The 25,237-nt window shown below is 71.1% G+C and carries 26 protein-coding genes; 14 read left to right on the forward strand and 12 right to left on the reverse strand.

Going from position 1 to position 25,237, the window contains the following annotated elements; genetic code table 11:
- Window positions 1-149 precede the first annotated feature (149 nt).
- Both ACIQU3_RS29125 and ACIQU3_RS29130 read right to left on the reverse strand, forming a co-directional pair.
- Window positions 150-425, reverse strand: coding sequence for an SHOCT domain-containing protein (locus ACIQU3_RS29125; RefSeq protein ID WP_403737297.1), 276 nt, complete (start codon window positions 423-425; stop codon window positions 150-152).
- Between the two features lie 66 nt (window positions 426-491).
- Entirely contained in the window at window positions 492-935 is a 444-nt protein-coding gene (locus ACIQU3_RS29130; RefSeq protein ID WP_403737903.1) for a DUF6325 family protein, read from the reverse strand.
- A gap of 377 nt (window positions 936-1,312) precedes the next feature.
- Here ACIQU3_RS29130 and ACIQU3_RS29135 point away from each other — a divergent pair, with 377 nt between their 5' ends.
- The 8 genes from ACIQU3_RS29135 to ACIQU3_RS29170 all read left to right on the forward strand — a co-directional run bounded on the left by ACIQU3_RS29135 (window position 1,313) and on the right by ACIQU3_RS29170 (window position 8,632).
- Window positions 1,313-2,971, forward strand: a complete 1,659-nt coding sequence (locus ACIQU3_RS29135; RefSeq protein ID WP_403928649.1) for an FAD-dependent oxidoreductase — start codon at window positions 1,313-1,315, stop codon at window positions 2,969-2,971.
- Window positions 2,972-3,303: 332 nt separating this feature from the next.
- Window positions 3,304-4,458: a SchA/CurD-like domain-containing protein gene (locus ACIQU3_RS29140; protein WP_403737300.1), complete on the forward strand. Its 1,155-nt coding sequence runs from the start codon at window positions 3,304-3,306 to the stop codon at window positions 4,456-4,458.
- Window positions 4,459-4,527: 69 nt separating this feature from the next.
- The gene (locus ACIQU3_RS29145) at window positions 4,528-4,971 is read left to right on the forward strand and encodes a cupin domain-containing protein (RefSeq protein ID WP_385664153.1); all 444 of its coding nucleotides are present in this window, start codon (window positions 4,528-4,530) and stop codon (window positions 4,969-4,971) included.
- Window positions 4,968-6,236 carry a beta-ketoacyl-[acyl-carrier-protein] synthase family protein gene (locus ACIQU3_RS29150; RefSeq protein ID WP_403737304.1) on the forward strand — a complete coding sequence of 423 codons (1,269 nt, stop codon included), beginning with the start codon at window positions 4,968-4,970 and terminating at the stop codon, window positions 6,234-6,236. The genes ACIQU3_RS29145 and ACIQU3_RS29150 overlap by 4 nt, the downstream gene beginning before the upstream one ends.
- Window positions 6,233-7,486 (forward strand): ketosynthase chain-length factor, encoded by a 1,254-nt coding sequence (locus ACIQU3_RS29155; RefSeq protein ID WP_403737307.1) that lies wholly within the window; start codon window positions 6,233-6,235, stop codon window positions 7,484-7,486. Before ACIQU3_RS29150 ends, ACIQU3_RS29155 begins: the two co-directional genes overlap by 4 nt.
- 33 nt (window positions 7,487-7,519) lie before the next feature.
- On the forward strand, window positions 7,520-7,774 hold the full coding sequence (locus ACIQU3_RS29160) for an acyl carrier protein (RefSeq protein WP_234848428.1): 255 nt from the start codon (window positions 7,520-7,522) through the stop codon (window positions 7,772-7,774).
- A gap of 1 nt (window position 7,775) precedes the next feature.
- On the forward strand, window positions 7,776-8,279 hold the full coding sequence (locus ACIQU3_RS29165) for an SRPBCC family protein (RefSeq protein WP_403737316.1): 504 nt from the start codon (window positions 7,776-7,778) through the stop codon (window positions 8,277-8,279).
- A 20-nt stretch (window positions 8,280-8,299) separates the two neighbouring features.
- Window positions 8,300-8,632, forward strand: coding sequence for a TcmI family type II polyketide cyclase (locus ACIQU3_RS29170; protein ID WP_366718079.1), 333 nt, complete (start codon window positions 8,300-8,302; stop codon window positions 8,630-8,632).
- Between the two features lie 106 nt (window positions 8,633-8,738).
- Here the strand turns inward: ACIQU3_RS29170 and ACIQU3_RS29175 are convergent, their stop codons facing one another.
- The 4 genes from ACIQU3_RS29175 to ACIQU3_RS29190 all read right to left on the reverse strand — a co-directional run bounded on the left by ACIQU3_RS29175 (window position 8,739) and on the right by ACIQU3_RS29190 (window position 12,699).
- On the reverse strand, window positions 8,739-9,767 hold the full coding sequence (locus ACIQU3_RS29175; protein WP_403737320.1) for a methyltransferase: 1,029 nt from the start codon (window positions 9,765-9,767) through the stop codon (window positions 8,739-8,741).
- Between the two features lie 89 nt (window positions 9,768-9,856).
- A complete protein-coding gene (locus ACIQU3_RS29180) occupies window positions 9,857-10,954 on the reverse strand; it encodes a nitrous oxide reductase family maturation protein NosD (protein WP_403737323.1) in 1,098 nt (365 codons plus the stop codon).
- Window positions 10,955-11,428: 474 nt separating this feature from the next.
- A complete protein-coding gene (locus tag ACIQU3_RS29185; protein ID WP_403928447.1) occupies window positions 11,429-11,980 on the reverse strand; it encodes a GNAT family N-acetyltransferase in 552 nt (183 codons plus the stop codon).
- Between the two features lie 86 nt (window positions 11,981-12,066).
- A complete protein-coding gene (locus tag ACIQU3_RS29190; protein WP_403928450.1) occupies window positions 12,067-12,699 on the reverse strand; it encodes a hypothetical protein in 633 nt (210 codons plus the stop codon).
- A gap of 283 nt (window positions 12,700-12,982) precedes the next feature.
- Between ACIQU3_RS29190 and ACIQU3_RS29195 the strand changes: the two genes are divergently transcribed.
- The gene (locus ACIQU3_RS29195; RefSeq protein ID WP_234846026.1) at window positions 12,983-13,150 is read left to right on the forward strand and encodes a hypothetical protein; all 168 of its coding nucleotides are present in this window, start codon (window positions 12,983-12,985) and stop codon (window positions 13,148-13,150) included.
- 73 nt (window positions 13,151-13,223) lie between these two features.
- Here the strand turns inward: ACIQU3_RS29195 and ACIQU3_RS29200 are convergent, their stop codons facing one another.
- Window positions 13,224-14,729: an FAD-dependent oxidoreductase gene (locus ACIQU3_RS29200; protein ID WP_403928453.1), complete on the reverse strand. Its 1,506-nt coding sequence runs from the start codon at window positions 14,727-14,729 to the stop codon at window positions 13,224-13,226.
- Between the two features lie 156 nt (window positions 14,730-14,885).
- Here ACIQU3_RS29200 and ACIQU3_RS29205 point away from each other — a divergent pair, with 156 nt between their 5' ends.
- Window positions 14,886-16,082: a cytochrome P450 gene (locus ACIQU3_RS29205; protein WP_403928456.1), complete on the forward strand. Its 1,197-nt coding sequence runs from the start codon at window positions 14,886-14,888 to the stop codon at window positions 16,080-16,082.
- A gap of 130 nt (window positions 16,083-16,212) precedes the next feature.
- Here ACIQU3_RS29205 and ACIQU3_RS29210 read toward each other — a convergent pair whose 3' ends face one another.
- The gene (locus ACIQU3_RS29210; RefSeq protein WP_403928459.1) at window positions 16,213-16,602 is read right to left on the reverse strand and encodes a hypothetical protein; all 390 of its coding nucleotides are present in this window, start codon (window positions 16,600-16,602) and stop codon (window positions 16,213-16,215) included.
- A 183-nt stretch (window positions 16,603-16,785) separates the two neighbouring features.
- Between ACIQU3_RS29210 and ACIQU3_RS29215 the strand changes: the two genes are divergently transcribed.
- Both ACIQU3_RS29215 and ACIQU3_RS29220 read left to right on the forward strand, forming a co-directional pair.
- Window positions 16,786-17,229: a helix-turn-helix domain-containing protein gene (locus ACIQU3_RS29215; protein ID WP_403928461.1), complete on the forward strand. Its 444-nt coding sequence runs from the start codon at window positions 16,786-16,788 to the stop codon at window positions 17,227-17,229.
- Between the two features lie 43 nt (window positions 17,230-17,272).
- On the forward strand, window positions 17,273-17,767 hold the full coding sequence (locus tag ACIQU3_RS29220) for a MarR family winged helix-turn-helix transcriptional regulator (protein WP_403737346.1): 495 nt from the start codon (window positions 17,273-17,275) through the stop codon (window positions 17,765-17,767).
- Window positions 17,768-17,838: 71 nt separating this feature from the next.
- Here the strand turns inward: ACIQU3_RS29220 and ACIQU3_RS29225 are convergent, their stop codons facing one another.
- Both ACIQU3_RS29225 and ACIQU3_RS29230 read right to left on the reverse strand, forming a co-directional pair.
- Window positions 17,839-19,185: a jacalin-like lectin gene (locus ACIQU3_RS29225; RefSeq protein ID WP_403928464.1), complete on the reverse strand. Its 1,347-nt coding sequence runs from the start codon at window positions 19,183-19,185 to the stop codon at window positions 17,839-17,841.
- A 524-nt stretch (window positions 19,186-19,709) separates the two neighbouring features.
- Entirely contained in the window at window positions 19,710-20,981 is a 1,272-nt protein-coding gene (locus ACIQU3_RS29230) for a DUF418 domain-containing protein (protein ID WP_403928467.1), read from the reverse strand.
- 254 nt (window positions 20,982-21,235) lie between these two features.
- On the opposite strand from ACIQU3_RS29230, the gene ACIQU3_RS29235 reads away from it, so the two are divergent.
- Window positions 21,236-21,415: a hypothetical protein gene (locus tag ACIQU3_RS29235; RefSeq protein WP_403928470.1), complete on the forward strand. Its 180-nt coding sequence runs from the start codon at window positions 21,236-21,238 to the stop codon at window positions 21,413-21,415.
- 76 nt (window positions 21,416-21,491) lie between these two features.
- On the forward strand, window positions 21,492-23,285 hold the full coding sequence (locus ACIQU3_RS29240; RefSeq protein WP_403928473.1) for an ABC transporter ATP-binding protein: 1,794 nt from the start codon (window positions 21,492-21,494) through the stop codon (window positions 23,283-23,285).
- Window positions 23,286-23,383: 98 nt separating this feature from the next.
- Here the strand turns inward: ACIQU3_RS29240 and ACIQU3_RS29245 are convergent, their stop codons facing one another.
- Both ACIQU3_RS29245 and ACIQU3_RS29250 read right to left on the reverse strand, forming a co-directional pair.
- The gene (locus tag ACIQU3_RS29245) at window positions 23,384-24,493 is read right to left on the reverse strand and encodes a sensor histidine kinase (protein ID WP_403928476.1); all 1,110 of its coding nucleotides are present in this window, start codon (window positions 24,491-24,493) and stop codon (window positions 23,384-23,386) included.
- Window positions 24,490-25,182, reverse strand: a complete 693-nt coding sequence (locus tag ACIQU3_RS29250) for a response regulator (protein WP_403737370.1) — start codon at window positions 25,180-25,182, stop codon at window positions 24,490-24,492. Before ACIQU3_RS29250 ends, ACIQU3_RS29245 begins: the two co-directional genes overlap by 4 nt.
- Between the last annotated feature and the right edge of the window lie 55 nt (window positions 25,183-25,237).

Here is a 25,237-nt window from a genome sequence, read left to right on the forward strand (position 1 = left end):
TGGACGGGAAGGGCTGCGACACCTGGGGAGGTCGAAGCGGCCCTTCCCCCCTTTTCCCCGCTGCTTTCCCCGCGGCCTCCTCACGCGACCCCCCGCCGGTCCGTCGGGTCGGCCTTCCGCACGGCCCGCGGTCCCGGGGCCGCCTCTGATCACGCCTGCAGGAGCCTGCGCTTCTGCTCCTCGAACTCGGCCTCGGTGAGAACCCCTTGGGTCCTGAGCTCACCGAGCTGCTTCAGTTGTTCGATCTTGTCCGTCATGTCCGGGGCCGACGGCTCGGCGGCGGCCCGGGGCTCGGGTGCGTACGCGCCGTAACCCTGCTGTGCCGCCCAGCGCCCCTGCTGCCGCCGTGTGACGCGGTTCGACACGGCGGTCGCGGTGCCCGCGACGACCGCGGTGCGCGCGACCCCTCGAATCAGACCTGGCATGGCTGTGTTCCCTTCCGGCCGTCAGCGTTGTCGAATGCCGTTCGGCGAGAGGCATTCGGATGTCGTTCAGCGGGCGGCCTCGATCTCGTCGAGGGCGGAGAGGACGGCATTGACGGGGATGCGCCCCGAGGCGACCAACCTGGCCCCGCCACGGCGCAGGGCGGCGGCGAACGGCGCGGCCCATACGTTCTCGTAGAGCAGGATGCCGGCGGAGCATCCCGGTTCCAGCGCGGTGGCCGCCTCCTCGATGTCGTCCTGGCCCAGCAGGCCCGACGAGGCGCCCTCGAACACGGCCAGGTCGAGCGCGCCGTCACCCGTGAGGTCGGCGATCTCCATGCCGGTCACGGTTCCGTCCTCGTCCTTCCTGACGAACATCAGGTCCAGGATCCGGATCAGACCGCGGTCCACCAGATCGACGAGCAGGGGGAAGCCCTCGCCGGTCATGCGGTTTCCGGGGAACTCGACGACCAGGTAGTCGATGGGCCCCACTTCTTCGCGTTCCTCGCTCACGGCGTCACCTCTGGTCGTCACGGCTGTTCTCCTACCGCCCCCGCCACCATTCCAGCACCGGGCTCCAGGCCTCGCACTCCGTGAGCGGGTCACCCACACGGCGCGCCGAGGTTGCGGACGCCCGCCGTACCGATCCCTCGGCGGTGGAGGGCGAGAAGGGGCCACGAGCGCCCTGTCCGCGGGCTGTGCCGTGGTCTTCGCCGTGACGGACCGGCCCCGAGCACCTGGGGAAGGCCTCGTCGCGGGTCCCGCCCGCAGGGGCGCACCCCCGAGCACGCGGGTGAAGCCTGAGCCGCTGTCACCGTCCCGGGGCATGCATGAGGATCTCCGCCGTATCCGGCTGGGTCGGCGGCATCGACGCACTGGAGGCGAGAGTGATGAACCAACGAGCCGGGCAGGCGGACCCCCGGACCATCGACGTCCCGGTCCTCATCGTGGGCGGCTCCCTGGTCGGCCTGTCAACCTCGTTGTTCCTGGGACGGCTGGGCGTACCGCACCTGCTGGTGGAGCGCCACGCGGGCACCTCCATCCACCCGCGGGGCCGGGGCAACAACGTCCGCACCATGGAGCTGTTCCGGGTGGCGGGTGTGGAGGAAGCGATCCACGAGGCGGCCGCCACCCTGTCCGTCAACCACGGCATCCTGCAGGCGCCCACCCTGGTCGGGGACGCCGGTGAGTGGCTGTTCAAGGACATCGACCCGGGCGGCGGGCTGGCCCGTTTCAGCCCCAGCGCCTGGTGCCTGTGCAGCCAGAACGATCTCGAGCCGGTCCTGCTCGACCACGCCCGCGGATACGGCGGCGACCTGCGCTTCTCCACCGAGCTGATGTCGTTCGACAGCGGCCCCGACGGGGTGACCGCGGTGGTGAAGAGCCGGGAGACCGGCGAGCACACCACCGTACGCGCCGATTACCTCGTCGCCGCGGACGGCCCCCGCAGTCCCGTGCGTGAGCAGCTCGGCATCGAGCAGAGCGGGCCCGGCGACCTCTTCCACAACGTCAGCCTCACCTTCCGCTCCCGCCGTCTCGCCGACGTCGTGGGCGACCGCCACTTCATCGTCTGCTACCTGACCGACCCGGAGGCCGACGGCGCCCTGCTGCCCGTGGACAACCGCGAGAACTGGGTCTTCCACGCCCCCTGGCACCCCGAGCAGGGACAGTCCCTGGAGGACTTCACCGACGAGTGGTGCACCGAGCACATCCGCCGGGCGGTCGGCGTCCCCGACCTCGATGTGGAGATCACCGGCAAGGCGCCCTGGCACGCCGCCCAGAGGGTCGCCCGCAGCTATCGGTCGGGACGGGTCTTCCTCGCGGGTGACTCGGCCCACGAGATGTCCCCCACCGGGGCCTTCGGGTCCAACACCGGCATCCAGGACGCGCACAACCTCGCCTGGAAGCTGGCCGCCGTACTCGACGGCTGGGCGGGGGAGCGGCTGCTGGACACCTACGACGCCGAGCGCCGTCCCGTGGCCGAGGCCACCAGTGCACGGGCCGCGGCCCGGTCGGCCGAACACAGCCACCCCGGATTCGCCCCGCCCCCCGGAGCGGGCGGCGGTGGCCCGCGCCAGGGCATCCTCAACGTGGCCCTCGGCTACCGCTATCCGCAGGGCGCCGTCGTCGGCGCCGACCCCGCCGTCCCGGTCGTGCCGGAGGGTCTCGACCTGACCGGCGGGCCCGGCAGCAGGGCCCCTCACCTCTGGGTGCGGCGCGGGGACGAGCGGATCTCGACGCTCGACCTCTACGAGCGGTCGCTCGTGCTGCTCAGTGACGCCGCGGAGCCGAACGGGTGGCACGAGGCCGCCCTCGGTCTCGCCGACGAGCTGTCCCTCCCGCTCACGTCGTACCGGGTGGGCAGCGGATCGCCCGCCGACCTGGTGCCCGAGGACGGCGTGGACTGGGCGGAGCGCCACGGCACCGGACCCGGCGGTGCCGTGCTCGTCCGGCCCGACGGGTTCGTCGCCTGGCGGTCTCCGGGCCCCGAGACGGACGCCGAGGCGGTGCTGCGCGAAGTCCTGCGGACCGGGCTGGCCTTCAGCTGAGACACCCCGGCTCCGCTCGCGTCGGACGCCGGGCGTGACCCGCCCGCCGTGACGGCGTCGGCCGCCTGCGCCACCGGCATGCCATGCGCCGGTGGCGCAGGCCGTGACAGGGCACCTCACCTGTGCGGAGGACAGCGGCCGGCGGGCCGACGGCCCCCTCGACGGCCGAAGGTCTCCCTCGCTCATCTCGTCCGGACGCCCCCGTCCCTGTCACTCACGTACTTCATCCGAGTCGCGCAATCGGCGGGGACGGGCACAGGATCGAGGAACGCTGACGTCGCATCACTGCGGCCAACGTTCACTTTCCCCTCCGCGAAGGAGATGTGTGCAGGATGACCACCACATCCGAACGGGTTGCAGGTTCGCGAACGCGGCAGGCGTCGCACCATGTCTCGCAGTCCGTGTTCGACGGTTCCCGGCTCCGGGTCGTCCTCCTGGTCGACGTCCACGACGGCGCCCAGCAGGAGTTCCTCGAGGCCTACGAACAGTTGTGCAACCAGGTCGCGTCCGTCCCCGGACATGTCAGCGACCAACTCTGCCAGTCGATCGAGAACCCCTCGCAGTGGCTCATCACGAGCGAGTGGGAGAGCGCCCCGCCGTTCCTCGCCTGGGTCAACAGCGAGGAACACGTGCGGATGGTGGAGCCGCTGCACAGCTGCGTCCGCGACACCCGCTCGCTGCGCTTCCACGTCGTCCGCGAGACCGGCGGCCCGGCGGCGGACGCAGGCCAGGAGGAGCGCCGGCTCCAGACGGCACCCAGGATCGGCGACGGCCTCATCCGGCACGCGCTCACCTTCACGGTCAAGCCGGGCAGCGAGGAGATCGTCGCCAAGATCCTCGCCGACTACGCCTCGCCCGAGCCGCAGGTCGACGACACCACCCGGCTGTGCCGCACCTCCCTGTTCATGCACGGCAACCGCGTGGTGCGGGCCATCGAGGTGCGGGGCGACCTGCTGGCCGCGCTGCGCCATGTCGCCCGGCAGCCCGAGGTGCGGGCCGTCGAGGAGGCCATCAACCCCCATCTGGAGCAGGACCGGGACCTCAACGACCCCGAGTCCGCCCGGGTGTTCTTCACCAGGGCCGCGCTGCCGGCCGTCCACCATGTGACGGCGGAGCAGCGGAACTCCCAGGCCGAGCGGTACGCCCTGTACTACCCGGCCCGGCCGGACCTCGGCATGAAGCTCGCCGAACTCCTGGCCCGTCAGGACGAGGCCGCGGCGGACGACCCGCACAGCCCGGTCCTGCGCAGCACCATCTTCCAGCGCGACGACGTCGTCGTTCGGCTCATCGACGTGCGCGACGGAATCGAAGCCGCCGACCCCGTCCGCATCCTGGGCCTCACCGACTCGGCACAGGTGACCGAGCTGACGACGCTCCTGGACGACGCGGGCACACCGGCGTCCGCGCCCGGGGACGGCGGCATGGCGCGCCTCCTCGAACGCGCGCGCATGGATCTCGTCACCGACCGCCGGTCGCCCGACGCCTGATTCACCGTCCCGTGGGAGAGGCGGTGTCCGTCTCTCCCACGGTGGTGCAGCACATCAACGGAGGAACGCGTGATCACATCTCGTCCCAGAATCGTGAGCATGAGCGACGTCGAGCCCAACCGCCGGCGAGGCGGTGACCTGCGCGCCATGCTCACCCCGGCCGCGGTCGGCGCCACCAGCGGTTTCATGGGCGTGGCCCTCATCGAGCCCGGCGACCGCATCGCCGAGCACTACCACCCGTACTCCGAGGAGTTCGTGTACGTCGTGTGCGGGCAGCTGGAGGTGGACCTCGACGGCGAGCCTCACCCGCTCCGGCCCGAGCAGGGGCTGCTGATCCCCCTCAACGTGCGCCACCGCTTCCGCAACGTCGGCGACGTCGAGGCACGGCTGGTCTTCCACCTCGGCCCGCTGGCCCCGAGCCCGCCGCTGGGCCACGTCGACACCGAGGAGACCGACGCCGAGTCCGCAGTGGTGGGAGCGGAGGCAGCCGCACGACGTCAGGTCCGGTCATGACGAGACGCGTGGTGGTCACCGGCATAGGCATCGTCGCACCGGGCGGCATAGGCGTACCGGCGTTCTGGGACCTGCTGGCCGCCGGGCGCACCGCGACACGGGCCATCACGTTCTTCGACCCGGCCGGTCTGCGTTCACGGATCGCCGCCGAGTGCGACTTCGACCCCGCGGCCCACGGTCTGGACGCGCGGGACGTGGAACGATGCGACCGCTACATCCAGTTCGCCATGGTCGCGGGAGACGAGGCGGTACGGGACGCCGGACTCGACATCGACGCCGAGGACCCGTGGCGCGTCGCGGTCTCGCTGGGCACCGCGGTGGGCGGCACCACCCGGCTGGAGAACGACTACGTCCTGGTCAGCAGCAGCGGACAGCACTGGGACGTGGATCACCGCAAGGCGGGCCCGGACCTGCACCGCGCGTTCTCGCCCAGCACGCTCGCCTCGACCGTCGCGGAGCGCTTCGGGGCGCGCGGCCCGGTGCAGACCGTCTCCACGGGCTGCACCTCCGGGCTCGACGCCGTCGGGTACGCCTTCCACACCGTCCAGGAGGGCCGGGCCGACGTGTGCATAGCCGGCGCCTCGGACTCACCGATCTCCCCGATCACCATGGCCTGCTTCGACGCGATCAAGGCCACCTCGCCGAACAACGACGATCCCGCCCACGCCTCGCGTCCCTTCGACGCCGACCGGGACGGATTCGTCATGGGCGAGGGCGGCGCCGTCCTGGTCCTGGAGGAGTTCGAACACGCCAGGGCCCGTGGCGCCCGCGTGTACTGCGAGCTCGGCGGGTACGCCACCTTCGGCAACGCCTACCACATGACCGGCCTGACCAGTGAGGGCCTGGAGATGGCCCGGGCCATCGAGGACGCCCTCGACCGCGCACGGCTCGACCCCACCGCGATCGACTACGTCAACGCGCACGGGTCGGGCACCAAGCAGAACGACCGCCATGAGACCGCAGCGGTGAAACGGGTCCTGGGCCCCCACGCCTACGAGACCCCGATGAGTTCCATCAAATCGATGGTGGGCCACTCCCTGGGCGCCATCGGAGCGATCGAACTCGTGGCCTGTGTGCTGGCCCTGGCCCACCAGGTGGTACCGCCGACCGCGAACTACGAGACCCCCGATCCCGAGTGCGACCTGGACTACGTCCCGCGCGTCGCCCGCGAGCGCAAGCTCACCAGCGTGCTCTCGGTCGGCAGCGGATTCGGTGGCTTCCAGTCCGCGGTGGTCATGAACCGGCCGAGGGAGAAGACACGATGAGCGAACCCCGGACACGGCGCGCGGCCGTCACGGGAATCGGTGTGGTCGCGCCCAACGGAGCCAGTACCGAGACCTTCTGGAAGTCCACCAGGGAGGGCATCAGCGCCCTGGACCGGATCACCCGCGACGGCTGTGAACACCTGCCGCTGCGTGTGGCGGGCCAGGTGCGTGACTTCGATCCGTCGGCGGCGATCGAGGAACGCTTCCTGGTCCAGACCGACCGGTTCACCCACTTCGCGATGGCCGCGGCCGACCTCGCCCTGGAAGACGCCGCGTTGCACCGGCCCGAGACCGACGACGCGCCGTTCTCGGTGGGCGTGGTCACCGCGGCCGGTTCCGGCGGCGGCGAGTTCGGACAGCGCGAACTCCAGCAACTGTGGGGCAAGGGCAGCCGCTTCGTCGGCCCGTACCAGTCCATCGCCTGGTTCTACGCCGCCAGCACCGGCCAGATCTCCATCCGCCGGGGCTTCAAGGGCCCCTGCTCGGTCGTCGCCGCCGACGAGGCCGGCGGCCTGGACGCCCTCGCCCACGCGGCGCGGGCCGTGCGGCGCGGCACGGACGTGATCGTGGCCGGGGCGACCGAGGCGCCGATCGCGCCCTACTCGGTGGTCTGCCAACTCGGCTACCGGGAACTCAGCACGGTCGACGACCCGGCCTGCGCCTACCGCCCGTTCACGTCATCGGCCTGCGGCTTCGTGCCCGCGGAAGGCGGCGCCATGGTCGTGGTGGAGGCGGAGTGCACGGCCCGGGAACGGGGTGCCCGCGTGCGGGCCCACCTGGCTGGGCACGCGGCGACCTTCACCGGAGCCTCCCGCTGGGAGGAGTCCCGGGAAGGCCTCGCCCAGGCCATCCGAGGAGCGCTGGCCGAGGCCGACTGCGCCCCCGAGGAGATCGACGTGGTCTTCGCCGACGCCCTCGGCGTTCCGGAGGCGGATCGCGCCGAGGTCCTGGCCATCGCGGACGCCCTCGGTGCCCACGGCACCCGGGTCCCGGTCACCGCCCCGAAGACGGGGATCGGCAGGGCCTACTGCGCGGCACCGCTGACGGACGCCGCGACAGCGGTGCTGTCGATGGAGCACGGCCTGATCCCGCCCACCCCCAACGTCTTCGACATCTGCCACGACCTCGATCTCGTGACCGGCCGGGCCCGTACCGCCGAGGTGCGTACGGCGCTGCTGCTGAGCCGGGGACTCATGGGGTCGAACTCGGCGCTCGTGCTGCGGCACGGCGCCACCGACGCCTCGTTGTGAGGCGCCGCGGAACAGGCAAGGAAAGGGAATGGCATGACTGACCGCATCACTGTGGAAGAGCTGGCCGAACTCATGAAGAAGTGTGCCGGTGCCACCGTCACCCCGGAGGAACTCCGCCGCGACGGAGCGGTCTTCGAACCCATGGGCGTCGACTCGCTGGGCCTGCTGGGCATCGTCGGCGAGCTGGAGAACCGGTACGGCACACCGATGCCGCCGGACGCCGAACGCAGCAAGACGCCGCGGCAGTTCCTCGACCTGGTCAACAGTGCCCTCATGGCAGGAGCGTGAAATGACGGGACACACGCAGAACGAGATCACCATCGCGGCGCCCCTGGACCTGGTCTGGGAGGTGACCAACGACCTGGAGAACTGGCCTCAGCTGTTCAGCGAGTACGCCTCCGTCGAGATCCTCTCCCGGGAGGGGCACAGGACGACCTTCCGGCTGACCATGCACCCCGACGAGAACGGCACCGTGTGGAGCTGGGTCTCGGAGCGCGAGCCGGACCGCGAGACGCTCACCGTCAAGGCCCGCCGCGTCGAGACGGGGCCCTTCGCCCACATGGACATCCACTGGCGGTACGAGGAGGTGCCGGCCGGCACGCGGATGGTCTGGACGCAGGACTTCGCGATGAAGCCGGACGCGCCGGTCGACGACGAGTGGATGACGGACAACATCAACCGGAACTCCAAGGTGCAGATGGCCCTGATCCGGGACCGCATCGAGAAGATCGCCGCGGAGCGCGGCGCGACGCACGGCCTGAACGGCGGTGCGGCGCACGGTCCGAACGACTGAGCCGGACGGAGGACGACCCCATGCACCAAGCTCTGATCGTCGCCCGGATGGCCCCGGGGTCGGCGCCCGACATCGCCGAGGTGTTCGCGGAGTCCGACCGGGGAGAGCTGCCGCGGCTCGTCGGGGTGACCCGGCGCAGCCTCTTCCAGTTCGGCGATGTGTACATGCACCTGATCGAGGCCGAGCGCGACCCCGGACCGGCCATCGCCAAGGTCACCGGGCATCCCGAGTTCCGGGACGTCAGCGAGCGGCTTGCCGCGTACGTCAGCGCGTACGACCCCGAGACCTGGCGTTCCCCCAAGGACGCCATGGCACAGCGCTTCTACTTCTGGGAGCGCGAACCGGCCGGCTGACGGCCGCCGGTGACGGCCGGTCGCCGGGCCCGCGACGCTGCGGACCCGGCGACCGGCCGTCCACGGGGGTACCGCGGTGCACCGGGCCCCGCGGTACGCGGCCGGATCAGCCGGGAACGTGGCAGTCGAACGCGTGCAGGTAGGGGTTGACCGGGCTGATGTCGTCGATGACCAGGCCCGCCTCGGTCAGCCGGTCCACCATGCTCCGGGTGGTGTGCTTCGCCCCGCCGACGTTGAGGAGCAGCAGCAGGTCCATGGCGGTGCTGAACCGCATGGACGGCGTGTCGTCGACGAGGTTCTCGATGACCACGACCCGCGTCCCCGGGCCGCCGGCCTCGCGGACGTTGCGCAGTGTGCGGGCCGTGCTCTCGTCGTCCCATTCCAGGATGTTCTTGATGACGTAGACGTCGGCCTTCACCGGGACGGCCGTCCGGACGTCGCCGGGCACCACGCGTGCGCGGTCCGCGAGGTCGCCGCCCTCGCGCAGCCTCGGGACGGCGTTCTCCACCACCCGCGGAAGGTCCAGCAGCGTCCCGTGCATCGTGGGGTACTTGTCCAGCAGGCTCGCGACCACGTGCCCCTGGCCGCCGCCGATGTCGGCGACCGACGCGCTCCCCGACAGGTCGAGGAACTCCGCGACGTCGCGCGCCGACTGGACGCTGGAGGTCGTCATGGCGCGGTTGAAGACGTCGGCCGACTCCGGGGCGTCCTCGTTGAGGTAGGGGAAGAACTCCTTGCCGTACAGGTCCTCCACCACGTTGCGGCCGGTGCGCACGGCCTCGTCCAGCTTCGGCCAGACGTCCCAGGTCCACGGCTCGGTGCACCACAGCGTGATGGCGCGCAGGCTGTTGGGATCGTCCTCGCGCAGCAGCCGGGAGACGTCGGTGTGCGCGAAGGTCCCGTCCGGTTGCTCGGCGAAGACGCCGTAGCAGGACAGGGCCCGCAGGACCCGGCGCAGCGGGCGGGGTTCGGCCTTCACCGCGGCCGCGAGGTCCTCCACGGCCATGGGATCGTCACCGAGGGCGTCGGCGACGCCCAGCCGGGCGGCCGCGCGAAGGGCGGCGGCACATGCCGCCCCGAATGCGAGTTCCCGCAGCCGCATGGAGGGCACGGGAGCGGGCTGAGTGGTCGTCATGTGCCGCCTTCCTTCCTGAGTTCACGTGAAGCAGGGGGTTACCGGGTGTGCGTGGGGGGCCCCGGTGCGCCGAGGAGCGGGACGGACGGTCAGCACAGGCCGGCGGGCCGGGACGTCGCGCAGGAGTTGTCCCGGAACGTGTTGCCCTTCCCGGGGTCCGTGTTGACCAGGTCCGCCGGGGAGTTGCCCTCCAGCAGGTTGCCGCTGATCCGGTTCCGCTCGCTGGTCGTGCCCACGAAGCTCTTGAACACGACGATGCCTCCCGACAAGGGGGACTTGCCGACGTTGTCCCTGATCACATTGCGAGTGATCAGATTGTCGTCGGCGCCCGTCACGACGATGCCGGATCCCTGCAGGGCGTCCAGCCGGGCGGTCTTCGGGCAGGACTTGTTGTTGCGCACGATGCGGTTCTCGCGCACGGTCACGAAGCCGGCCTTCGGCTTGTTCTCGTCGCCGACGACGAAGACCGCCGCGCAGTTGCCGGTGAGGTGGTTGCCCGTGACGGTGAGGTTGCGCAGCCGTCGTACGGTGACACCGATCCGGTTGCCCTCCAGCCGGTTGTGCTCCACCACCGTTCCCCCGGTGTCCGAGGCGCCCTGTTCCTCCTTCACCGTGTTGGCGAGGAACAGACCCGCGTCGCCGTTGTCGCGGGCGGCGTTGCCGCGGAACACGCCACGGCGTGAGCGCTCCGTGGCGATGCCCCACACCCCGTTGCGGACCGCGGTGACATTCCGTACGGTCAGGCGGTCGGCCTCATGGGCGTAGACGCCGGTCTTGGGGAAGCCGCTCACCGTCAGGGAAGCGATGGTGACGCCGGCGATGTTGTGGCCCTTGGTGCCCGCCACGCAGATGCCGTTGCCGGCCGCGGCACAGCTTGCGGCGGCCTTCGTGGTGCGTGATGTCGTGCTCTGGGCGGCGGTGCTCGTGCCCGCCGCCGGCCGGAGCACGGTGCCGCGGCCCATGCCCCGCAGGGTCAGCCCGGGCGTGGTGATGTCGACGCTCGTACGGTGGATGCCGCGCCCCAGCAGAACGGTGTCGCCCGGCCGGGCCGCGTCCACCGCCTTCTGGATCGATTCTCCCGGCTTGACCAGATGGACCGTATGGGCGGCGGTGTGGGGGGCGGCGCCGAGCCCCGTCCCGAGCAGCGCCGCCAGGCACGCCAGAGGTGCGATATGGCATTTACTCATATCGCGCAGGTTATGTCCCAATGATCCCGAGTCGGCGGGTTGGTCCATCCGGCGGCGTGGCCCCGACCGCCCCATGACGTTCGGCGGCGCGCGGCGCTGACGTCCGGGGCGGGGCGGGTCATGCCCGGCAGCCACCGGCCGCCGTGTCCCTGCTCACCCGCGCGCCTTGCGTCAAGGCCCAGCAGCAGCCGTCGCGGCCGCTCACCGCGTTCGACGGGGTGCAGGCGCCATCACACTCCAGAACACCGCGGTTGCATGTCGGGCGATCCACGCCTCGTTGTGCCTGTGACGGCCCAAGCCCACCGCCGAGAACTCATCCTCTCCGGCGCACGCCACGGCTCCCAGTCGCCGCAGGGCAGAAGGGACCAGGCGGGTGTGGTCGTCGCGAAGAGGAGGGCGGTGACCGCGAGGCGCTCCGCCGAACGTGGCGGCACCAGGCCGGCCCGACCGCCACGACCGCCGGCATGGGGCCCTTCAACCGGAGGCCGCGCTGCCCGGCTTCCGCATGCCCAGCCACTGTTCGGCGCCGTACTCCTCGAACCGCTCCACCTCGGTGAAGCCCAGTTTCGCCGCGAGGCGCATCGCTCGTGCGTTGGCGGTCCGGGTGCACAGCACCACCGGCTCGCCGGGAAGCGCGTCGGCGAACCAGTCGAGTACCGCCGCACACGCCTCGGCGGCATAGCCGTGCCCCCATGCCTCCGGCAGCAGCATGTAACCGAGTTCGGCCTCCTCGGCATCCGGCCGGACGTGTCCCGGACACTCCGCACCACGCCGGTCGAGCGTGATCATGCCGATCATCGCTCCGTCGAGATCGGTCACGAACACGCCGGGGCGACGCCCGGGCACCTCGGGAACCGCATGCTCGAGCTCGTCACGCGGCCGGGCGCCACCGACGTAGGTGCCCACCTCCGGCGAGGCGAACAGCTCGATGAACGCCGCACGGTCCCGTGCCTCGGAGCCGCGAAGCACGAGCCGTTCGGTCCGTAACGGGGCGGGTGGCCAGTCGAGGGGCTCGAGTCCAGTCATGGCGCGCAACGTACCGCACGAGCCACGACCCGCCGTCTGACGGGGCCCCGTCGGTCCGTCCGGGGGTCGGCCGAGGTCCGGCCGCCTCAGCCGTCGGTGGGCTCGGTCTGGTCCTTGGCCTCGGGTGCGGCCGAATCCTTCTGTGCCGGCGCGCTGTAGAAGACCGACCTGCCCTGCTTGGAGCGCTCGGCACCGCTCTTGGCCACGAGTCCCTCGAGGGTGACGCGCACGACCTTGGGGGAGATGTCGCGATCGGGGTGGGCCCCGCCGAGCGCCGTGGAGATCTCCGCGGCGGAGCGGGGCTCCTTCTGTTCGGCGAGGTGGCGGCGGATGAGTTCCACCAGGGTCAGGTCGGCCGCCTTCGGCGTGTTCGCCGTCTTGGCCGCGGACTTCCTGACCGCCTTCTTCGCCGGAGCGGAAGCCGCCTTGCGTGCCTTCTGCTTCCCCCCGGCCGCGGCGGCCTTCTTCCGCCGCGGCGCGGGCACCACGGCGCTCTTGGACTCGGCAGCGGACCCGCCCCTGCCCTGGGTGATGCCCAGTGCCTGCTGCATGCTGACCAATACGCCGTGGTCATGCTGCAGAGCGGCAAGCTGCTCCTGCAGGGAGGCGATCTCCGCGTCGATGCGTTCCTGTTCCTTGAGATTGGCGTCAAGGTCGCCCGTCACCTGGGCGATGTACTGGGAAGCCAGTTCGGTGGCGGGAGCTGCTGTCTCGGACATGGCACTGCCCTTTCCTCTGTACCGCAGGATGCCTTGGTGGGAGATGGTACGGACAAGAGCAGCGGCTTGATCCCGTCGAGCAGCGTCCTTTTGCCCGGTGGCACCTTGTCATCAGCCAGGCGCGGCCCCAACAAGGCACGCACCGGGCCCAGTTGAACTACCTGGCTCACCTCGCTGCGGTCAGAAGACTTCATCGGTACCCGCACAGGCAGGCGAACATTCCGGTGTCTGCGGAGAAGGAGGCGGGGCATACGGGCTGCATCCCCTTTGAGAGGAGCTCGTCATGCTCGGCATAGTCGCGGCGGTGTTGTTCTTCCTTGCCTTCCTGATCAACGCGGCCGAGATCGGCACCAACGATGTGTTCTCTTCGACGAATGTCATGTTGCTGGGACTGATGTGCCTGGCTCTGCAGGTGGCCGGCGTCGGTGCCGGCTGGGCCCGCCGACGCTGACCCGGTGCTCCGCAGGTCCGGTGATGTCTGGTCACCGGACCTGCACCGGCTGGGACGGCAGGGAACAGGACGGCTACATGTCGCCGCCCCCCAGGCCGACTTGCGCCAGGTAGCGGTCGAGGTGCTCGGCGGTGTCAGCGGCCAGGCCGATGTGCTGGTCGGGGCGGATGAGGAACAGCCCCGTGCCCAGCTCCTCAGCGAGCGGCCCGCCGGTCACCTGGTGGGTCCTGAGACCCGCTGGCGCGGCGGGCGGCGCACAGTTCACCGCGAGCAGCGTGAAGTCCGGGCCGCGCAACAGCTCGAAGAGATTCCCGCAAGGACCCTCGGTGGTGACACACGGCAGGTCGGGCACACGGTCACCGGCCTGGACACCGGCCGCAGCACGACTCTCCCGGGCGTCCGCCGAGAGCTCACTGTCGCGGTAGTGCACCGACAGCAGGTGACAGACCCGCCCCCGGTAGCGAGCCTGCTCGTAGGGGTCCTGGGTCGAGCGGCCAGCCCGGTACAGGCGGGTACTGAGGTTCAGGGTGTCCGCCGCGGCGGCCCGGCGCTCGACCTCGTAACTGTCCAGCAGCGCGTCCGGGGCATGGCAGCGCACGACCTGGCCCAGCTTCCAGCCGAGGTTGTAGGCATCCTGCACGCCGATGTTCAGCCCCTGGCCGCCGCCCGGCGGGTGCACATGGGCGGCGTCGCCGGCGAGCAGGACCCGCCCGTGGCGGAAGCGTTCGGCCATCGCGGTACGAGGGCGGTAGAACGAGAACCATCCCACGTCCGTGACCGCTTCGGACGTCAGATGGGTACGGGCGGCGATCAGACCGCGCACGGTCTCGGGCGTCGCCGTGAACTCCTCGCCGGTGATCTTGGCGTTCAGCTGGAAGTCGGCGGTCCCGGGCAGCGGACACAGCAGCAGTTCGCCGGCCGGGTCCGGCCAGATGTGCCAGTGATCGCGGTCCAGTCCCCGCACGCGTACGTCCGCCACCACCGCCGAGCGCAGCCCGCCGTCCTCACCCTTCAGGGCGATGCCCAGGGATTCTCGCACCGTGCTGCGGCTGCCGTCGGCGCCGACCAGGTAGCGCGCCGACACCAGGTGACGGGCACCGTCGGAGTGCGTCACCTCCGCGGCCACCTGCGTGCCCGACTGCGTGAGAGAGGTGAGCCGTGCACCGCACTCCAGCGTGCCGCCCAGGTCGAGCAGCCGCTCGCGCAGGATGTCCAGCGTGCGCCACTGGGGTACCAGCCATGGGCGCGGATGGCGCGACGCCGGGGCCCGAGGGTCAGGCTCGATCAGCTGCCACTCGCCCTGCCGCTCGCCGTCGCGCCAAGTCTGCATGGGCGGGAAGAAGGAGCCGCTGGCCCGCAGCGCGTCGACGACACCCAGGTCGTCGAACACCTCCATGGTGCGGGACTGCAGGCTCTTGCCGCGTGAACCGGCGAGCAGCCGGTCGCCGGCCTCGATGACATGGGTACGCACACCACGCCTGGCCAGGTCGCAGGCCAGGGTGAGGCCGGTGGGCCCGGCGCCGACGACCAGCACGTCCATGGCCGGCCGCTGCGGTGTCTGAGGGGTGGGGTCGGGCACGTCTCCCTGCTTTCTGCCGTTTGACCCGGCACTGGGTGCATGGAGCGGCGCTCTGCCGCACTATGCGAAATGTCCCCCGTGGGTCGGGCGGCCGTGCTCCGCGCCCACCGGGTTCCGCCCACATGGCCGCACCGCCGCACGCGCTCAGGAGTACCCATGGCCCACGTCGCCGACTGCCCCTTCGACTTCAGCGAGCAACTGGCCTTCGACCCGTCACTCGGCCGGCTCATGGCCGACGGTCCGGTCAGCCGTGTCCGGCTGCCCTACGGCGAAGCCGAGGCATGGCTGGTCACCACCTTCGACGGGGTACGTCAGGTGACGACGGACCCGAGATTCAGCAGGGCGGGCATCGTCGGCCGTGACTACCCGCGCATGACTCCCGAGCCGATCGTCTCCCCGGAGTCGCTCAACGTCATGGATCCGCCGCGCAGCACCCGGCTGCGTCATGCCGCCGCCCGGGCCTTCACGCAGAGCTCCGTGAAACGCATGACGCCGGCCATCGAGAGCGTGGCGCACCGTCTCGTGGACGAGATGGTCGAGCAGGGCGCACCGGCCGACCTGGCCCTCGGCCTGTCCGCGCAGCTGCCCAACCACACCATCTGCGCCCTGCTGGACGTCCCCGTCGCGGACCGGCCCCTCATGTTGCGCCACACCCAGCAGATGCTCGCCACCGCGCCGGAAGCCCGCCAGGCGGCGGCCGCGGCCAAGCAGCACCTGCGCGCCTACTTCACCGCGCTCGTCGCCGAACGCCGGAAGGAGGGAGGCGACGACCTCATCAACACCATGGCGGCCTGCGAACCGGGGGAGGAGCCTCTGAGCGACGACGAGCTGGCCGTCCTGGCACTGACCCTCATCCTCAGCGGCAATGACACCGCCACCTGCCAGATCAGCAACATCGCCTACACCCTGCTCACCCGCCCCGAGCTTCTCGGTCTGCTGAGGAGCCGTCCCGAACGGCTGCCCCGGCTGCTGGAGGAACTCCTGCGGCACATCCCCTTCCGCAAGGGCGTCGGAATCCCTCGCGTCGCGCTGGAGGACGTGAAAGTGGAGGGAGTGCTGATCCGCGCGGGTGACTTCGTCCATGTCTCCTATCTGGCGGCCAACCGCGACCCGGCGGTGTTCCCCGACCCCGATGTGCTCGACGTCGACCGTGCTCCGCACCCCCACATGACGTTCGGCTGGGGCGGCCATCACTGCATCGCCAGCACGTTCGCCGTCGCGGAAGTCGGCACGGCGATCGAGGTCCTGTTCACCCGCCTCCCCGGGCTGCGCCTGGCGGTACCGGCCGAGGACGTGCGCTGGGACACCCGGACCATCCGGCGCTTCCCCCTGGAGCTGCCCGTGACCTGGTGAGACACACCCGCACCGACAACCTCCTACGAGTTGGTCGGCGCCGGCGGCAACTGCGAGCGCACCGCGCCTGGTTCGGCCCGCGTCGACCGAACTCGCCGAACCCACTCGCGACCGCGGTGTGCTGCCTTCCTCAGGACAGCAGCATGCGCGTCCAGGCGATGGCCAGGACCGTGCAGGCGAGCGTGAACAGGCCTTGCACGACGGCGGTGACGGGCATCCTCAGACGGGCGTGCACGACGGCCCCGGCCGCCGCCACGGCCGGAACACCCCAGATGACCAACCACGTCAGAACCGGAGTGCCGGAGGTGCGCACCGCCTCGGAGGAGTACGGCGAGTGCGCCCGGCCCATGCCGACGGCGAGGAGCAGCACCGCGGCCACGACGAGGATGACCGCGTCCGCGATCAGGAGCAGCAGGGCGACCGCGACGTCGATCAGCCGGGAGGGACGCTCGCGCCCGAAGGGCGCCGGAGCCTCTTGGCCATCCGTGTCGTCCGTGCCATCCGTGAGTGAGGGGGCCATGCCCTGACTGCACCACGGAATGGCACGTTCGACACCTTCCGGGGCCCGGGTGCATGGACCCGGCACCCGGCACCCGGAACCGGTCACGGCTCGATCGCCGACCGCACCCCCGGGCCGGGCGAGGCCGGCGGCGTTCAGCACACCGGGGTGATGCGATGCCAGTACGAGAGGCCTGCGCAGACGGTGTCCGCGGAAATCCTGCAACTCCTTTCGGCCCCTGTGCTGTTGCAGGTCGACCGGCTGCCCCGCCCTGAGGACGCCGGTGACCCGCACGTGGGCGGGGAGGTCCGCCCGCTTCCGCACCGAGCTGGAGCGCTCCCACACCAGCATCCGGCGTACCGCCGACTACGCCTGCGTCTCGGCCACACCGTCAACACCCTCATCCGCGCCTGCGCTGCCGCCACCGGACAGCCCGTGAAGCACGTCATCGACGGCCGAGTCGCCCTGGAGGCCCGGCGTCTGCTCGCCCCCACCGACGAGCCGGTGGCGGCCATCGCGCGCTGTATCGGCTTCCCCCGGCCCACCAACTTCGGCATGTTCTTCGCCCGTCACACGGGCATGCCACTGGGCGCTTTCCGGCGGGTGCACCAAAGCCGGCACGCGACGTCCGGAGACGGTGCGGCATGATCGGGAGAGTGGGTGCGCGAAGGAACGAAGGGGAGCCGGGGCTGTGAATGAACAGGCGGAGATCTCGACGCCGGAGGAAGCGGCGAACGACGCGCTGGTTCTGGCCTTCGGCCGGCTGCAAGGGGCCGCGAACCGGCTGGAGTACATCCTGGGCCGGGCGCTGGAGGCGGAGTGCGGCATCAGCCACCTGACGTTCGAGGTGCTGCTCATCCTGGGGAGGGCGGGGGATCCGGGGCTGTCGATGGGAGCCATCGCCCAGGAGCAGGTGCTGACCACGGGAGGGGCCACCCGGCTGGTGGACCGCATGGTGGCGGCCGGACTGGTCGAACGGGTCGAGGACCCCGGTGACCGCCGCGCGCGTCTGGTGCGCCTGACCGCGCGGGGGGAGGAGATCACGGTCACCGCGGCCCGGGCGCACGTGAAGAACATCAAGCGCTACTTCCTCGCGCCCCTGCCGGCCGAGGACCGGGAGCGGTTCGCCGAGAACCTCCGCATGCTCAGTCATGCGGCGCGGGACATGCTGCCCCGCCTGCCCTGACGGCGGCGACAGCCGGTGAGGGGCCGTCACCGCCGTCGGCGGGCGGGCGCCGAGGGCGGCAGGTGAGCGCGTCAGCGCTCCCTGTAGATGAAGCCGAGCTTGTCGACCTCGTCACCGGCGCGCCCGTGGAAGCCGGCGATCTGCCATCCCGAAGGCGCCGTGCGCGTCACGCAGTCGGACGTGGTGGTCCCGCCCGACAGACTGCGGCCGAGGTTCGTGGTGAACGCGGCGGAGAAGATCCGTGTACGGCCGCCTTTCTCGCCCCGGCACAGCCGGGCGGAGCTGAGGTACTCCCCGCTGCCCAGGTTCAGGGACGACACGGTGCCGCCGGTCCCGCCGTGGCTGATGACCTTGCCGTTGCCGAGCGTCAGGCCGACACCGTCGACACGGGTGCCGCTGCGCAGTGAGACGCTGACCGGGCGCGCGCCCGCCGGTACGGCGTCGATGTCGGTGTAGTAGTCGCCGTGCGGCCCGCCGAACTGTTCGCTGAGCCGGAGGTCCGCGGCGCGCGACCAGGAGAAGCCCACCTTGATCGGGTCGTGGTCGGACAGCATGAGCCCGTCGTCGGTGAGGAACCTGGAATGCTCGTTGTTGTACGAGGTGGCGTCGAGCGAGACGAGTCTGCTGCCGCGGTACAGGACCTTGTCCACGACCTCGCAGGTGTTGGGCACGGTGGGGCCTGTCTGGTCGCAGACCAGGGCGTCGCTGCCCTTGGCGGGCGGGACGCCGCCGCGGATGAGCCGGACCCAGGGATCCGTCAGGCCGTTCGCGGCGGCGAACTCGGCGATGGTGTCGCCGGAGCGCGTGTAGCGGGTGTTGGTGTCGCCCATGACGACGACGGCGTTCCCGGCCGAATGGCTTTTGATGAAAGCCGTCAGCTGGTTGAGGTTGTCCGCCCGCGAGGCCAGGTCGCCGGGGTTCGTCCCGGCGTTGGTGTGCAGGTTGTAGAAGTCCACGTACACGCCCTCGGCGAGGCGCTGGCGGATGAAGGTGAACCCCTTGGGCGTGAGGCAGTCCCCGGAGTCGAACTGGCAGGAATTCCAGCGCACCCGCTCGAAGTCGTCGGTGTCGTAGGGGAGTTTCGCCAGTGTGTTGAGACCGCTGCCGATACCCGCACCGCCGCTGGTGGGTGTCCGGTGGGGGTGCGCGGTGTCGCCGGCGTAGAGGAAGGCGTGGTAGTTGAAGTCCTCCTGGACGTTGACGATGTCGTACGGCGCGATCCGTCGGCCGATTTCCGTGGTGGCGGGCTCGCGTGGGGTGGGAGCGCTGGAGATGCTCTCCGGCAGGCCCGCCACGTTGTAGGCGAGGACGCTGAAGGAACCGGACGTGGGGTCGGCGGCAGCAGCGGGGGAGATGTTCGTGATGAACCCTCCGATCGCGGCCGAGACCACCGCGATGGAGGCTAGAAGTCGGCGCATGAGACCGGGACTCCTGACAACGGGGAGTGGGGAGCCGGAACGTACCGCGGGTAACACCTCGGCGTCCCGCGTCCGTCCGAGCGAGACCGAATCTTGACCGACGGGTCCGGACCAGCCGCTCCCTGCGGGTGGCGAGCCCGCACGGCGCGAGGGCATACCCCTCTGGAAATATCTGACGCGTCAGGTACTGTTGATTCAGGCGAAGCGTCCGTACCGGGCGGCCGCCCACTGTTCTGCCGAGGTCCCCGATGCAGCTCGTCCATGTCTTCGACGCCTACTGCGGCCCAGCGTTGATGCAGCTTTGCGCCGGCACCGCTGGAGAGACACAGCGCAACAGGCGTGGTGCTGTCGCTGGTTCGCGTGGTGGGCTGAGACAGCCGTGCACAGGGATCGGCGCGTCCTGGGTGCACCTTTCGGCGACGAACAGGGCTCACGGGTGAAGCCTGCAAGGACCATGCGTTTGCTGGATCCATGGGCGGTCCCGGCCGGGGTGGGACACCTCCACGTCCCACCCCGGCCGGGTGTCATCGGATGTGCTTCGCCGGCTTGGTGGCGGTGTTGAGCAGGTACTCAAGGGGGCCGCGGCGGAAGAAGCGGGACCAGATGGCGGCGAACAGGATGGCTCCGAGGACGTACATGAGCAGCGGCGTCCAGGACTGCTGGGTGCTGGGCCCGCCGGGCTCGGACAGCACGGACTGGGCGAGGAAGTGACCGACGTAGGCGGTCAGGGACATGGTGCCCACGGCGACGACCGGTGTGGCCAGGCGGCGCAGTGGCGGCAGACGTTCCATCGCGACCGTCGCGCCCACGATCACGAGGATCGCGACGCCCACGCTGCCGATGATGTCGAACGTGGTGCCGCTGTGCGGCCCGGCCGTCAGGAGCATGGACGCCGGCATATCGGGGAACGAGTCACTGCCGGAGAGCTTCGAACCGCTGTCCGGGGGCATCGGACCGGAGCTGCCTGACGACGACCCGTCCTCCGCCATGCTCCGCAACGCGCCCGCCCCGGCGAGCAGCAGAGACATGCCGTACGCGGTCGCGGTGAGGGCGGCACCGAGCGCGGCCAGGCGCCGCCGGACCGTGCGGGAGGACAGGTCGAGGCGGCCCAGTGCCATACCCGCGATCACGAAGGACATCCACGTCAGCGCCGGGTAGAAGCCGGTGAGCAGCAGATCGAGGACGCCCACCTCGCTGAGCCGGTGGAGCGGGTCGTAGGTGTTGATGCTCTCCTGGACCGACGGAGTCAGCAGTGAGGTCAGGACGAAGGCCAGCTGCGGTGTGACCAGAGCGAACGCGGCCGCGATGATCGCGAGGGTCCTTGCGCCCAGTCGCACCAGGGGCAGGGCCAGCAGGAAGTAGACCCCGTAGAAGCCGAGGATGATCACTCCCCCGTACTCCATGGCCAGCACGGTGCCCAGCGCCAGCAGGACCACGGCGCGGATCGCGATGCGGGCCTTCGCCTGCCGGCCGGCCAGGCCGGTCTTCGGCTCCAGGCGGCCGGCGATCAGCATCAGTGAGAACCCGGCGAGGGTGGCGAACAGGACCGAGGAGTGACCGTCCGCCATGTACCGGATCCAGCTGGCGACGCCGGTCGTGGCGGACAGCGGAGGGCCGATGTGCACGACGTACATGCCGAACACAGCCAGGGCGCGGGCCAGGTCCACCCCGACAAGGCGTCCCGTCGAGGGACCGGGCGAGGCCGGTGCAGCGGACTTGGGGGAACTCCGGGGCTGCGGAGGCGAGTTCTCCTGCGGGGCTGACGTGCCCTGCGGTGTCGTTGGTGTCTGTGGCATGCGGAGACTCTGGCGTCGCCGCCGGGCGGAGAGCCATCCGGCAGGCTTCGGTAACGGCCCCGCCGACCGGCGGGTACTGCCCTGCCGACCGGCGGAGTCCCGTGCCGACCTGTCCGTGCGAACCGGTGCGACTGGACGACGATCTCCTTCAGCCACTCGGCGGGGGTGGACCCGACGGTCGCCGGATGGGCGCACGGAGGCCGGGCTTCCAGGCTGGAGGCATGACACATCGTGCGCGACACAAGGAGCCCGACGTGCTTCTCGCGTCATGGGCCGACGTGCCGGGCCGTGGCGCCGTCCCGAGGGGCGGGTTTGCGGAGTTCCTCGACCTGATGCCGGCGGCGGGCGCCCTCGTCCTGCTCGTCGTGCGTCCTGAGGTCCCCGAGGCGTCGGTGGGCGCCTTCGCGATGAGCACAGCCGGACTCGTCCGCTGAGCCGGCACACGATCACGCCCGGTCAGCCCGGCGCCGCCGACGCGGTGCCGGGCGGACCGCAGAGGAAAGGAACCACGTGAACACCGCATCCGCCCCGACGACGGATGAGACTCATGAGACCGCCCTGTCCGCCCGGGAGACGCTCAGGGCGCTGTACGCGTATGTGCGGTCGCACCGGTGGGCCGTCGCCCTCGGCTTGCTGTGTGCCCTGGTCGGGGCCGCCGGGGGACTGCTTCAGCCGTTGGCCACCAAGGCGCTGGTGGACCGGCTCGCCTCCGGGGAGACCATCGCCGGGATCCTGATCGGGCTCACCGTGCTGGTGGTGCTGGGCACGGCGGTCGAGGCGTTCGGCGCGTATGTGCTGGAGCGGACGGCCGAGTCGGTGGTCCTCGCCGCGCGGCGCACCCTCGTGGGGCGGCTGCTGCGGCTGCGGATCGCGGAGTTCGAGCGGATCCCGCCGGGTGACCTGATGTCCCGGGTCACCTCGGACACGACGCTGCTGCGGGCGGTCAGTACCCAGGCGGTCGTCTCCGCGGCCTCCGGCGCGGTGTCGTTCGTCGCGGCGATCGTGATGATGGCGTTCCTGGACGTCGTGCTGCTGGGTGTGACGCTCGGTGTGGTCGTGCTGGTCGGCGGGGCCGTCGCGCTGGTGATGCCGAAGATCGCGCGGGCCACCGAGCGGGCGCAGGAAGCGGTCGGGGAGATCTCCGTCGTGCTGGAGCGGTCCCTTGGGGCGTTCCGCACGGTGAAGGCGTCAGGTGCCGAGGGGAGGGAGACCGCCCGGGTGGAGGCGGCGGCGCGGCGGGCCTGGCGGCACGGCCTGAAGAGCGCCAAGTGGGAGGCCGTGGCGGGCTCGGCCGACGAGCTCGCGGTGCAGTCGGCATTCCTCGCGGTGCTCGCGGTCGGCGGGGCGCGCGTGGCGTCCGGGGAGATCCCCGTGTCCACCCTCATCGCCTTCCTGCTGTACCTCTTCTATCTGATCGAGCCGGTGTCCACGCTGGTCGAAGCCGGATCCTCCTACCAGGAGGGGGCGGCCGCGCTCTCCCGGATCGCGCAGGTGGAACGCCTGGCGACGGAGCCCACCGACCGGCAGGCGGTCGCCTTGCCCCGGCCGGGGGCAACGGTGCCGGGCCCGGCGTCGGTCCGCTTCGAGAACGTGTCCTTCCGCTACCGCCCGGGCCAACCGTACGTCCATCAGCAGGTGAGCTTCGAGGTTCCGGGCACCGGGACGACTGCCTTCGTGGGCCCCTCCGGTGCGGGCAAGTCGACGGTGTTCGCGCTCATCGAGCGGTTCCACGAGGCGACCGGCGGCCGGGTACTGGTGGACGGCAAGGACGTACGGGACTGGTCCCTGTCCGAGCTACGGTCCGCCATCGGGTACGTGGAACAGGACGCCCCGGTGCTGGCAGGCACGCTCAGGGAGAACCTCGTCTTCGCGGCGCCCGGCGCGCCGGACGATGACATCCGCGACGTCCTGGCCCGCACGAAGCTCGACACCCTCGTCGAGCGCCTGCCCCACGGCCTGGACACCCCGGTCGGACACCGCGGTTCGAAGCTGTCGGGCGGTGAGCGGCAGCGCATTGCCATCGCCCGCGCCCTGTTGCGCAGGCCACGCCTGCTGTTGTTGGACGAGGCGACCTCGCAGCTCGATGCCGTCAACGAGCTGGCGCTGCGGGACGTCGTCGCGGAGGTGGCTCGCGAGACCACCGTGCTGGTGGTGGCCCACCGTCTGTCGACGGTGACGGGTGCCGACCGGATCGTCGTCATGGACGGCGGACACGTCCGGGCCGTGGGCGCCCATGAGGAACTGATGGCCCGGGACCGGCTGTACGCGCAACTGGCGACCACTCAGTTCCTGGCCCCCGCGTGATGACACACCACACGCAGGAGCGTCCGGCGGCACAGCATGAGGTGGCATGCCGCGGCAGACGGCCGGGCGGCGGCTGGGCCCCCCGGCCGCCCGGTCGGTCAGTCCGCGCTGAGGGGAATGCGCAGCCGCACCCGGTAGCCGCCCTCCGCGGTCGGGCCCGCCTCCAGGGTGCCGTGCAGAATGTCGGCCCGTTCCCGCAGACCGACCAAGCCCTGCTGTGAACCGGGCAGGGACAGCGAAGGCCGGGTGGGCGGGGTGTTGGTGATGGTCGCTCCGATGCCGTCGCCGGCCTGCCACAGCTCGACGCGCGCTCTGGCGCCGGGGGCGTGCTTGCGGACGTTGGTCAGGGCTTCCTGGACCGTGCGGTAGAGGGCCCGTTGCGCGGGTGTGCCCACGGTGGGCGGCAGCTCACCCGACAACTCCACGTGAGGGCCGCCTGCTTCCACCAGCTTGCGCAGGTCGGCCAGGGTGGGCTGCGGCGTCAGCTCGGTGGCGTTGCCGCCGGAGGCCCGCAGCAACGTGACCATGGTGCGCAGTTCGTCGAGCGTGGTGACGCTCAGGGAACGGATCGTGCGGGCGGCTTCCTTGGCGTCCGCGTCCTTGGTGGCGACCTGAAGCGCCCCGGCCTGTACGGCGATCAGGCTGACCTGGTGGGAGACGACGTCGTGCATCTCGCGGGCCAGTTGGGCGCGTTCGCGGGCGAGCACTGCCTGGGCGTGCAGGGCCCGCTCGTGCTCCCTGGCCTCCTCGATCTCGGCCAGTCGCCGTGCCAGGTCCTGTTGCGCCTGGAGAAGCTGGCCGAAGAGGACCGGGGCCGCGGCGGTCGCCAGGCCGTACACGAAGAAGACCAGTGTCATGGTCCGGTCGACCTCGGCCAGGGGCCACGGAGTACTGCTCGCGACGGCGGCCAGGGCGACGCACACGGCGAGGAGACGGCGGTTGCGCGAGTGTCCAGCCAGGGTGAAGAGCGCCGCGAGCACGGCGACGGCGACATCCTGCATCAGCGCGATGGGCAGGGTGAGCAGGAACACGCCGAGTGGGAAGCGGCGCCTGAAGGCCAGCGCGGTGCAGCCGACAGCGGCCAGCGCGAGCTCGAGGGGCGTGTGCTCCCACGTGTTCAGCCATACGTCCATGGCCGCCACCGTCACCAGGGCGAGGTCGGTGACCGGCGTGGGCAGCCGCTGCCACATGGCGCGTGCGCGGCTCATCGGCCTGCCTTCTGCGCCTGCTCGTCGAGGAGCCCGGCCCGCTGTGCCAGCAGCGCGGCCTGTACCCGGCTCGACACCCGGAGCTTCGTCAGGATGGCGCTGACGTGGTCCTTCACCGTGCCGGCGCCCAGATGGATGCGCGCGCCGATGTCGGCGTTCGACAGGCCCTCCGCGACAAGGACGAGGACGTCGCGTTCACGTGCGGTGAGCAGCCGGACCCGTGCGGCCTCCTCGTCGACGGCCGTCCCGGTGCGGGGGTGGCTGTGCAGCAGTGTCCGCGACGCCTTGGGGGAGAGCACCACACCGCCCGCCGCCAGGGTGCGCACCAGATGGGCGAGTTGTTCCGGCTCGGTGTCCTTGAGGAGAAACCCGGCCGCGCCGGAGTGCAGGGCGGTGAGGACGTACTCGTCGGCGTCGAACGTGGTCAGCATCGCCACCACCGGAGCGTCCGGCATCTTCCGCAGCTCGCGCAGGACGGTGAGCCCGTCGACGTCCGGCATCCGGATGTCCAGCAGCACCACGTCGGGCCGCTCCCGGCGGACCGTCTCGACGGCCTTGCCGCCGCCGGCGGTCGCGACGACCTCGATGTCCTCGGACGCGCCCAGAATGAGTTCGAAGCCCGAGCGGACCAGTGCCTCGTCGTCGACCACCACTACCCGGATCACGTGTTCCGCCTCACCTTCATTCATGCCGTCCGGCCCATGCCGACTCGACCTTAAAGCCCCGATCGCTCCCGGTGGCCCG

This window comes from Streptomyces sp. NPDC101110, assembly GCF_044759525.1.
Taxonomy (GTDB): domain Bacteria; phylum Actinomycetota; class Actinomycetes; order Streptomycetales; family Streptomycetaceae; genus Streptomyces.

Coding starts and splice junctions, on each gene's coding strand:
- ACIQU3_RS29125 (WP_403737297.1), bottom strand. CDS start 425: ATGCCAGGTCTGATTCGAGGGGTCGCGCGCACCGCGGTCGTCGCGGGC.
- ACIQU3_RS29135 (WP_403928649.1), top strand. CDS start 1,313: ATGAACCAACGAGCCGGGCAGGCGGACCCCCGGACCATCGACGTCCCG.
- ACIQU3_RS29140 (WP_403737300.1), top strand. CDS start 3,304: ATGACCACCACATCCGAACGGGTTGCAGGTTCGCGAACGCGGCAGGCG.
- ACIQU3_RS29150 (WP_403737304.1), top strand. CDS start 4,968: ATGACGAGACGCGTGGTGGTCACCGGCATAGGCATCGTCGCACCGGGC.
- ACIQU3_RS29155 (WP_403737307.1), top strand. CDS start 6,233: ATGAGCGAACCCCGGACACGGCGCGCGGCCGTCACGGGAATCGGTGTG.
- ACIQU3_RS29160 (WP_234848428.1), top strand. CDS start 7,520: ATGACTGACCGCATCACTGTGGAAGAGCTGGCCGAACTCATGAAGAAG.
- ACIQU3_RS29165 (WP_403737316.1), top strand. CDS start 7,776: ATGACGGGACACACGCAGAACGAGATCACCATCGCGGCGCCCCTGGAC.
- ACIQU3_RS29170 (WP_366718079.1), top strand. CDS start 8,300: ATGCACCAAGCTCTGATCGTCGCCCGGATGGCCCCGGGGTCGGCGCCC.
- ACIQU3_RS29175 (WP_403737320.1), bottom strand. CDS start 9,767: ATGACGACCACTCAGCCCGCTCCCGTGCCCTCCATGCGGCTGCGGGAA.
- ACIQU3_RS29180 (WP_403737323.1), bottom strand. CDS start 10,954: ATGAGTAAATGCCATATCGCACCTCTGGCGTGCCTGGCGGCGCTGCTC.
- ACIQU3_RS29185 (WP_403928447.1), bottom strand. CDS start 11,980: ATGACTGGACTCGAGCCCCTCGACTGGCCACCCGCCCCGTTACGGACC.
- ACIQU3_RS29190 (WP_403928450.1), bottom strand. CDS start 12,699: ATGTCCGAGACAGCAGCTCCCGCCACCGAACTGGCTTCCCAGTACATC.
- ACIQU3_RS29195 (WP_234846026.1), top strand. CDS start 12,983: ATGCTCGGCATAGTCGCGGCGGTGTTGTTCTTCCTTGCCTTCCTGATC.
- ACIQU3_RS29205 (WP_403928456.1), top strand. CDS start 14,886: ATGGCCCACGTCGCCGACTGCCCCTTCGACTTCAGCGAGCAACTGGCC.
- ACIQU3_RS29210 (WP_403928459.1), bottom strand. CDS start 16,602: ATGGCCCCCTCACTCACGGATGGCACGGACGACACGGATGGCCAAGAG.
- ACIQU3_RS29225 (WP_403928464.1), bottom strand. CDS start 19,185: ATGCGCCGACTTCTAGCCTCCATCGCGGTGGTCTCGGCCGCGATCGGA.
- ACIQU3_RS29230 (WP_403928467.1), bottom strand. CDS start 20,981: ATGCCACAGACACCAACGACACCGCAGGGCACGTCAGCCCCGCAGGAG.
- ACIQU3_RS29245 (WP_403928476.1), bottom strand. CDS start 24,493: ATGAGCCGCGCACGCGCCATGTGGCAGCGGCTGCCCACGCCGGTCACC.
- ACIQU3_RS29250 (WP_403737370.1), bottom strand. CDS start 25,182: ATGAATGAAGGTGAGGCGGAACACGTGATCCGGGTAGTGGTGGTCGAC.